Below are 7,113 nucleotides of genomic sequence, written 5' to 3' on the forward strand. Positions count from 1 at the left end.
CGGCCGACCCTACGCGGCCATCTGCGCCGCGCCGGGCTGCGTACTCGCGGCGCACGGTCTGCTGGAAGGCCGCCGGGCCACGGCGCATCCCTCCTTCATGGCCCCCCTGCCGCGGCCCAGCGAGGAGCGCGTGGTCGTCGACGGCGGGGTGGTCACCAGCCGCGGGCCCGGCACCGCCCTGGAGTTCGCCCTGGCCCTGGTCGGGGTGCTCTACGGCGACGGCAAGCGGCGCGAGGTCGCGCGGCAGATGCTGGCGCCGGAAGCATAGCGCACGAAGCGCGGCGCCGCCCCCCCCCCCGCGGGAAGGGACGGCGACGACGCGTCGTCATCCCGGGAAAAGCGCGCGCCCCGGCCTGCGCCGGGGCGCGCGTCTGTCTAGGCGTCGCGGCCGGGTCGGGGTTGATCATTCGCGACGGGCGATCGTAGTCGTCGCCAGGCGACCAGCGTCAAAAGCGCGATTCCGTTCGCCGGCAGCTGGAAGAACCAGCACGCGACGATGTTGCCGCGAGACGTCCAGTACCCAGTCACCCCGTGATGCAGCGGGACGAAGATGACCGGCGCCCAGATCAGGGCGGAGATGAACGTTGCGGCCAGAGAAAGGGCGCCCGCGAGCCCGCGCGTCAGGCTAGTGATGCGGGCGGAGAGCGCGACCCAGACGAGGAAACCCGCCGTCGACAACACGATGCCGGTCGGAACCTGGACGGAGACCTGGTTTGGCGCACCGGTTGCGACCCAGATCTCGTATCCCACGAGCACACCGCCCATGTTCATCAGGCACAGGAACAGTCCGTGCAGCAGGGATGGTCCGTAGCGGCGCATGTCCGGCCCCGCCTCCTTCATCGCTTCAGTTCGTACGTGACGGTCAGCGGATACGTCTCGCCCCTGGGATAATAGCGCCGCCAGAACACCAGGGGCGAGCCACCGTGCTCGACGACCCGCACCGGCGGCGAGACCGACAGGACCGTGGCCCCGGCCGGCAGCTGAACCTTCAGCTCCTGCAGGCGGTCCTCCGCGTAGTCGCCGTGGTGGGTGAAGGTCCAGACGCCGTCGGCGAACCGGGCGGCGCCCCGGCGCACGGCGCGCACCATGATCTCCACGCTCTCGCCGGGCATCACCGGCACCGCGAAATCGACGATGACGTCGTGGACGTCGGTGCCCCGGCGCGGTTCGAGACGGTGCGCCAGGCGGTTGCCGTAAGCGTCCAGGGCGACCATGTCCTCGTACATGTACAGCTCGTGCGGCGCGGCGCCCCAGCTGAACCAGGTCAGCAGCTTCTTGCCCTCGTTGTCGACGCTCATGGACTGCCAGATCTCCAGGTCGCCGTCGGGCAGCACGCGCCGGTACGAGTTGGTGTGGATCAGCCGTTTCGCCTTGCCGACGGACCATGCGTCCGCGCGGCCGTCGACCGCCGCGATCTCGTCGCCGCGCAGTTCGTAGAGGGTCTCGTCGGCCTGCAGCAGGTACAGGCCGTCGGTCACAGGCCGCAGGACGCCGGTCAGGGTGCGGCCGTCGGTCAACTCCACCTCGACCGTGTCCGCCGCCGCGCAGCAGGTCGCCAGGACCGCCAGGATCAGGATCATCACCGTATTGCGGATCAGCATGTCTTTCCCTCCTACAGGAAACCGCCTTCGAGAACCAGCCCGTCCTCCTCCAGCTCCGTGAAGGCGCCCAGGATCTCCCCGTCGACGACGAGGGCCACGGCGCCGGGGCGGGAGAAGGCGTCGGCGCCGCCGGCGGGACGGCGCGATCCGTCCAGCCTGGCGATCACCTGCCCGAGCACGATGACCGCGAGCACCGCGGCCGCCGCCCAGGCGGTCCACAGGGACCTGCGCCCGGAATGCTTGCGCTCGAAGCGGACCGTCCTGCGGGGGGAACTCCCGTCGAGGATCTCCTGGCGCAGGTCGTCGGGCGCCGTCTCGCGCAGCGCCGCGCGCCATCGATCCCGTTCGTTTCGCCGTACGGCGACGAGGTCCGCGCAGCTCTCGCACGCGGCGAGATGGGTGTCGCAGCCCTCGCTCTCGGTCTCTGGCAGTTCTCCGTCCAGGTAGGCGGTCAGCTTGTCGCGCAGGTCTTCACAGCGCATGGCCGGTCCTCTCCAGTTCGCGGCGCAGACGTTGCGCCGCATGGTGTTTGCGTGAGGCGACGGTGCCGGGCGGGATGTCCAGGACCTCGGCGATCTCCTCGTACCGCAGCCCCTCGATCTCCGACAGCAGGAAGACCGAGCGGTGGGTCTCGTCGAGGGTCGCCAGGGCGGCGTCGAGGGCGGACCGCAGCTCTGCGCGGTCCAGCTCGCGGTCTGGCGGGGGGGCGTCGGGAACGTCCCGTCCTCCCATGTCCAGGGGCACGATGCGGCGCCGCTGCGTGCGCGTCTGCCGCAGATGCGACATGGCCGCGTTGCGCGCCGCCGCGAAGACGTAAGCCGCGTGCGGCAGGCCGTCCCGGTCGATCCGTGCGCGTCCCTCGGCCATGGCGCCGCGCAGGCGCAGGAAGGTCTCGTGCGCGATGTCGCGGGCCAGGTCGGCGTCGTGCAGCAGCGCGCGCAGGAAGCGCCAGACGCGGTCCAGGTCGCGGTCGACCAGACGCGCGAAGGCGTCCTCGGTCGAGATACGTTCCCTGCTCCGGTCTTGCGCTGCCAGCGTGAGCATCATGCCTCCAGGTTAGCACCCCGTGTACCGTCGTCACCCCTATAGACGCCCGGGCAAGGGTTTTCTTCATGGCGGATTTCATCGCATGGTCGAAGGGGACGTATATGGCGTTTCACGAGCCGGCCCGCTACGTCTCGTGGGGCGCCCTATACGTTTCCATGGCCATCCGGAAAGTTCGTCGTGAAGAAACGCCCGTGTATATGGGGGAGGGGCGTACGTCCTTCGGCGAGGGGTCTACCTCGCGAGCACGACCTTCGTGAAGTTGAGCAGTCCCGCTCCCGCGGCGCGCACCAGGTACACGCCGCTGGCCAGCGGCCGTCCCGCGTCGTCGGTGCCGCCCCAGACCAGGCTGTGCGGACCGGCCGACAGAACGCCGCCGTGCAGCGTGCGCAGGGTGCGTCCCTGTAGATCGTGGACGGTCACCTCGACGTGGGCGTCGCGCGGCAGGTCGAAGGAAACGGAGGTGCGCGGGTTGAATGGGTTGGGGTGGGCGCGCAGTTCCAGGCCGAGGGTGTGGGGCACGCCGTCGCCGATGCCGGTGCCCGGGCTGTCCAGCAGCCACTCGCTCGCGTTCAGGAAGAACTCCCGGTTGTCGCTGCCGACCTCGGTCCAGTTGTCCTCGTGCGTCTCGCTGCCGGTGCCGTCGGCGCAGCTGGACGAGTCGCCGAAGCCCACGATCTTGCCGTCGCCGTAGCGGGACCAGGCGGCCACGTGGGGGGAGCCTTCGTCCTTGCTGATCAGGGCGCCCACGTCGCTCAGGTGGGGGTTGGCGGTCGGCCACAGCGACATCACGTCGCCCACGTGGTAGATCACAGCCGATACGTCGCCGTAGGAGCCGTGGATCACGGGGTTCTGGGGGTCGCCGGTCACGTTGGTGAAGGTGCCGGTTATCGAGTTGTTGCCTTCGTCCTTCACGTGGAAGTGCAGGCAGAACAGGGCGCCGCAGAAGGTCTCGGAGTCCGCGCCCACGGGATCGGTGATGTGCGGCACCGCATACCCGCCGAAGATGCTCGGGCTGTCCCAGCCGTTGCCGTTGCGGTCGCTGGCGTTGTGGTTGGCGACCACGAACAGGGAGCCGCCGTCGTAGACCCACTGCCCGAGCGCCGCGATCTCGGCCGCGCTGAAGGTGTCCTGGGGTTCGACGATCACCACCATGTCCACGTCGGCGAGCAGGGCCGCCGAGAAGTAGGCGGTGTTGCTGCGGATCGTGTGGCCGGCCAAATACAGCTCGTAGCCCCAGCTCGAGAGCTGCCCGTTCCAGGACGTCTCTCCGGTCGGTGCGGCGGGGTAGGGATCCGGGTGGTTGTCATCCACGCGCCAGTTGCCGCCGGTGCCGGCGTCCTGGTCGTGCATGTGGTCGAAGAGGACGACGCGGCCCGGAGTGCCCGGTCCCTGGATCCAGACCGTGTAGAAGCTCGCGGGCGCCCCCGCCGGCGCCGTGGACTCGGCGCTCTCGTCGTCGCGGGCCCAGACATAGTAGTCGAAGTCGACGTTGCCGGGCTGGTCGGGGAAGACCGTCTCGTAGACGCCGCCGCCGGTATGGGCCATGGCCTGATAGGCGAACGCGCCGCCGTCGGTCCGGTAATAGCACCGCGCCGCGGACACCGTCCCGTCGGTGTCGGTGATGGTGGCCGAGACGGTCAGGTCGTCGCCGGCCTGGGGGCTGGCCGGCGCCAGGTCGACGCCGCCGATCAGGGGCGCCAGGTTGCCGGAGCCGGTGTCCTGGTCGCAGTAGAGTTCCACGTACTCGTAGGTGTAGTCGTCGGGATCGGTGACCTCGCTGATCACCATGCCCGAGAACACGCCGTCGGGCGCCTCGACGCCGGAGCCCGGCGACGGCGTCTCGTTCACGACCGACCAGGCCAGGGTCTCGGGGGCGTTGCGGTGGTAGGAGCGCCTGGTGGTGGTGACGGCGTCGGTGGGCCCGTCCACGGTGGCGCCGCCGCCGTTGCGCAGCTCGTAGGTCTCGTCGCCGTTGATCATGGGCGCCGAGTTGCTCGAGCGCAGGAAGACCACGTTGGAGCCCAGCGTCACGCCGTAGTAGCTCTCGAAGGAGGTCTGGTCCTGGTCGCGACAGATGATCACGTAGCCGCCGGGCTCGACGAACGTGCCCGCGGGGATCGTGAAGGTCTGGGTCGAGCTCTCCTGTTCCAGGGTCCAGTCGCCGAGGTCCAGCGGCGCTTGGGCGGGCGCGGCGGTCGCGAGCAGGAAGACGGCGGCGTACACGGCGGCCGCTCTCACGGCCGGCGCGAACGTAGAACGTCGGATACCCATCGGGCACTTCCTCGGGTTCGGGTTGGGGGGTGGCGGGGGCCCCCGGGCCCACATGAGAAGTGAAAAGGCCGGACGAATCTGGCGTGAAGCAATAATTATATCATACGCAATACCTCATGGCAAAAGGAGGCGCGATTGTCGTTAAACCGGGAGGCGTCGCTGCCGATGAATAGTAAAGGCGTACTGCGAGTTACATCATATGTCACGACGTCGGGGGGGCGGATGACGCCGGGACAGGGAGCGGGCATGAGCGACGTAGATTATCTGTGCGTGCTGCTGGTCGAGGATCGGGACGAGGACGCGACCCGGATTCAACGAATCCTGGCTGGTTGCCGGGACATCCAGTTCGTCGTGGAACAGGTGGGCACGGTCGACGAGGCGTGCCGGTCCCTGGCGGACGACACCTACGACATCGTCCTGCTCAACGACCAGGTGGGCGGGACCACGGGTTTCGATCTTGTCGAGACCCTCGACCAGGGCGACCCCTTCCTGCCGCCGATCATCATGATCGCCGAACACGAGGATCGCGGAGTGGACCTGGCGGCCCAGGACGCCGGGCTGGCCGATTATCTGGTCAAGCGCCATCTCAATCCCTCGCTGCTGGAACGGTCCATACGCTACGCCCTGGAGCGCAAGGACAACGAGCACAAGCTGCAACGGCTGGCCTACTTCGACCAGCTCACCGAACTGCCCAACCGCGCCCAGTTCAACAACCTGCTCGTCGAGCGCATCGACGCCGCAGCGGCAGCCGACTCCTCGTTCGCCCTGATGCTGCTCGACCTCGACCACTTCAAGAACGTGAACGACACGCTGGGCCATCCCGTCGGCGACGAGCTGCTGCAGAGGGTGGCGCAGAGGCTGCAGCTCTGCGTGGAGCACGGGGACTTCGCGGCCCGGCTCGGCGGCGACGAATTCGTCGTCGTGGGGCAGAACGACCGTCCCTGGGACGAGGTCAAGGCCCTCGTCGCGGAGATCATCTCGTCCCTGTCCGAGATCTATCGACTGTCCGCCCACGACATCACGACGACCACCAGCGTCGGCGTCGCCGTCTTTCCCGAGGACGGGACCACCTACAGCGACCTGCTAAAGAACGCCGACCTGGCCCTCTACAGGGCCAAGGACGCCGGCCGCGGCACCTGGCGCCTGTGCGACCGCGAACCGGTGACGGCCTAAGCCAGAACGCCGCCGCAGACGAGATCGGCCCGCCGCCGGGGACATCCCCTCAACGCATCATTTCGAAGAGCGTGAACGCGCCCACCTGCGACCTGAGCGCGGCGAAGCGGGCGAGGTAGCGCAGCTCGGCCGCGTCGCCGCCCCTGACCAGCACGTAGTCGAAGCGGTCGCGGACCCCGGGCACGGTCTCGAGCACGCGACGGGGCGCGAAGGGCCCGTCGATCCCGAAGGCCCGGCGGTACAGGGGGTCCTTCAGGCCGAGCGGGATCCAGTCGAGCCCTGCGTAGAAGGTCATCCACGGGCTCACGCCGCCCTTGCGGACGTGGTAGTAGGAGCCGAAGTGCGCGTAGGGGCTGCTGAAGGGGATGACCCCGTCGCGGACGTAGAAGGGTTCGATCACCTCGCTGCGCGGGTCGCACAGGATGGGCAGTACCCGCCGGTCCTCCGCCATCTCCTCGATCAGGTCGAAGAGCGGCGCGATCTCCCGGTCGAACGCCCGGTGCATCCGCAAAACGCCCAGCGCGGAGACGGCGCAGAGGGCGACCACGAGGATCCTGCCGCTCCGGCCCCGGGTCATCGCGGCGCCGGTCGCCAGGAACAGGGCGGCCCAGAAGAACGGGGCGATCCGCAGGTCGAGCCAGACGGTGGCGCCGTCGGCGAACGGCGCCGCCAGATAGGCGGCCAGAAAGACCGCGGCCGCCAGCCAGGCCGGACGGAACCGGGTGGCGCGTCCGTTCCCGTCGCCGCCGGGGGCGGCCCCGGCCGCGGCGGACGCCTTTCGCCGCGCCGTCACGAGCGTGGTCGCGACGAGGGCCAGCGCCAGGCCGGCAGCGAGGTACAGCGCGCCGTTGTCGGGATTCTCCAGCAGCATGACAGGCGTGCGCAGCAGGTATTCGAGCTTGAAGTCCAGCGGCAGGCGGAGCGTGCCGGCGGCGCCCCGGCCGCCGAGCCACCACGTCGCGAGCAGGGTCAGGGACGGGGCGAGCGCCGCCGCCAGGTAGGCCAACCGGCGCCGTCGGAC

8 protein-coding genes are annotated in these 7,113 nt (G+C 69.4%); 2 read left to right on the forward strand and 6 right to left on the reverse strand.

Going from position 1 to position 7,113, the window contains the following annotated elements; genetic code table 11:
• Positions 1-268, forward strand: a 268-nt coding sequence (locus tag KJ554_11085) for a DJ-1/PfpI family protein (GenBank protein MBU0742880.1), incomplete at its 5' end; no start/stop codon positions are given.
• Between the two features lie 107 nt (positions 269-375).
• On the opposite strand, the gene KJ554_11090 is transcribed toward KJ554_11085, so the two are convergent.
• The 5 genes from KJ554_11090 to KJ554_11110 form a co-directional block, all read right to left on the reverse strand.
• Positions 376-819, reverse strand: a complete 444-nt coding sequence (locus tag KJ554_11090) for a hypothetical protein (GenBank protein MBU0742881.1) — start codon at positions 817-819, stop codon at positions 376-378.
• A 17-nt stretch (positions 820-836) separates the two neighbouring features.
• A complete protein-coding gene (locus KJ554_11095) occupies positions 837-1,601 on the reverse strand; it encodes a hypothetical protein (GenBank protein MBU0742882.1) in 765 nt (254 codons plus the stop codon).
• 11 nt (positions 1,602-1,612) lie between these two features.
• Positions 1,613-2,083 carry a zf-HC2 domain-containing protein gene (locus KJ554_11100; GenBank protein ID MBU0742883.1) on the reverse strand — a complete coding sequence of 157 codons (471 nt, stop codon included), beginning with the start codon at positions 2,081-2,083 and terminating at the stop codon, positions 1,613-1,615.
• The gene (locus tag KJ554_11105; GenBank protein MBU0742884.1) at positions 2,073-2,645 is read right to left on the reverse strand and encodes a sigma-70 family RNA polymerase sigma factor; all 573 of its coding nucleotides are present in this window, start codon (positions 2,643-2,645) and stop codon (positions 2,073-2,075) included. Before KJ554_11105 ends, KJ554_11100 begins: the two co-directional genes overlap by 11 nt.
• 234 nt (positions 2,646-2,879) lie before the next feature.
• Positions 2,880-4,919: a hypothetical protein gene (locus KJ554_11110; GenBank protein MBU0742885.1), complete on the reverse strand. Its 2,040-nt coding sequence runs from the start codon at positions 4,917-4,919 to the stop codon at positions 2,880-2,882.
• A gap of 246 nt (positions 4,920-5,165) precedes the next feature.
• Between KJ554_11110 and KJ554_11115 the strand changes: the two genes are divergently transcribed.
• The gene (locus tag KJ554_11115) at positions 5,166-6,092 is read left to right on the forward strand and encodes a GGDEF domain-containing response regulator (protein MBU0742886.1); all 927 of its coding nucleotides are present in this window, start codon (positions 5,166-5,168) and stop codon (positions 6,090-6,092) included.
• Positions 6,093-6,141: 49 nt separating this feature from the next.
• Here the strand turns inward: KJ554_11115 and KJ554_11120 are convergent.
• The coding region (locus KJ554_11120) for a hypothetical protein (GenBank protein ID MBU0742887.1) at positions 6,142-7,113 on the reverse strand (972 nt) is incomplete at its 5' end.

The sequence above is a fragment of the bacterium genome (assembly GCA_018814885.1).
Lineage (GTDB): Bacteria > Krumholzibacteriota > Krumholzibacteriia > LZORAL124-64-63 > LZORAL124-64-63 > JAHIYU01.

Coding starts and splice junctions, on each gene's coding strand:
- KJ554_11090 (MBU0742881.1), bottom strand. CDS start 819: ATGCGCCGCTACGGACCATCCCTGCTGCACGGACTGTTCCTGTGCCTG.
- KJ554_11115 (MBU0742886.1), top strand. CDS start 5,166: ATGAGCGACGTAGATTATCTGTGCGTGCTGCTGGTCGAGGATCGGGAC.
- KJ554_11095 (MBU0742882.1), bottom strand. CDS start 1,601: ATGCTGATCCGCAATACGGTGATGATCCTGATCCTGGCGGTCCTGGCG.
- KJ554_11105 (MBU0742884.1), bottom strand. CDS start 2,645: ATGCTCACGCTGGCAGCGCAAGACCGGAGCAGGGAACGTATCTCGACC.
- KJ554_11100 (MBU0742883.1), bottom strand. CDS start 2,083: ATGCGCTGTGAAGACCTGCGCGACAAGCTGACCGCCTACCTGGACGGA.
- KJ554_11110 (MBU0742885.1), bottom strand. CDS start 4,919: ATGGGTATCCGACGTTCTACGTTCGCGCCGGCCGTGAGAGCGGCCGCC.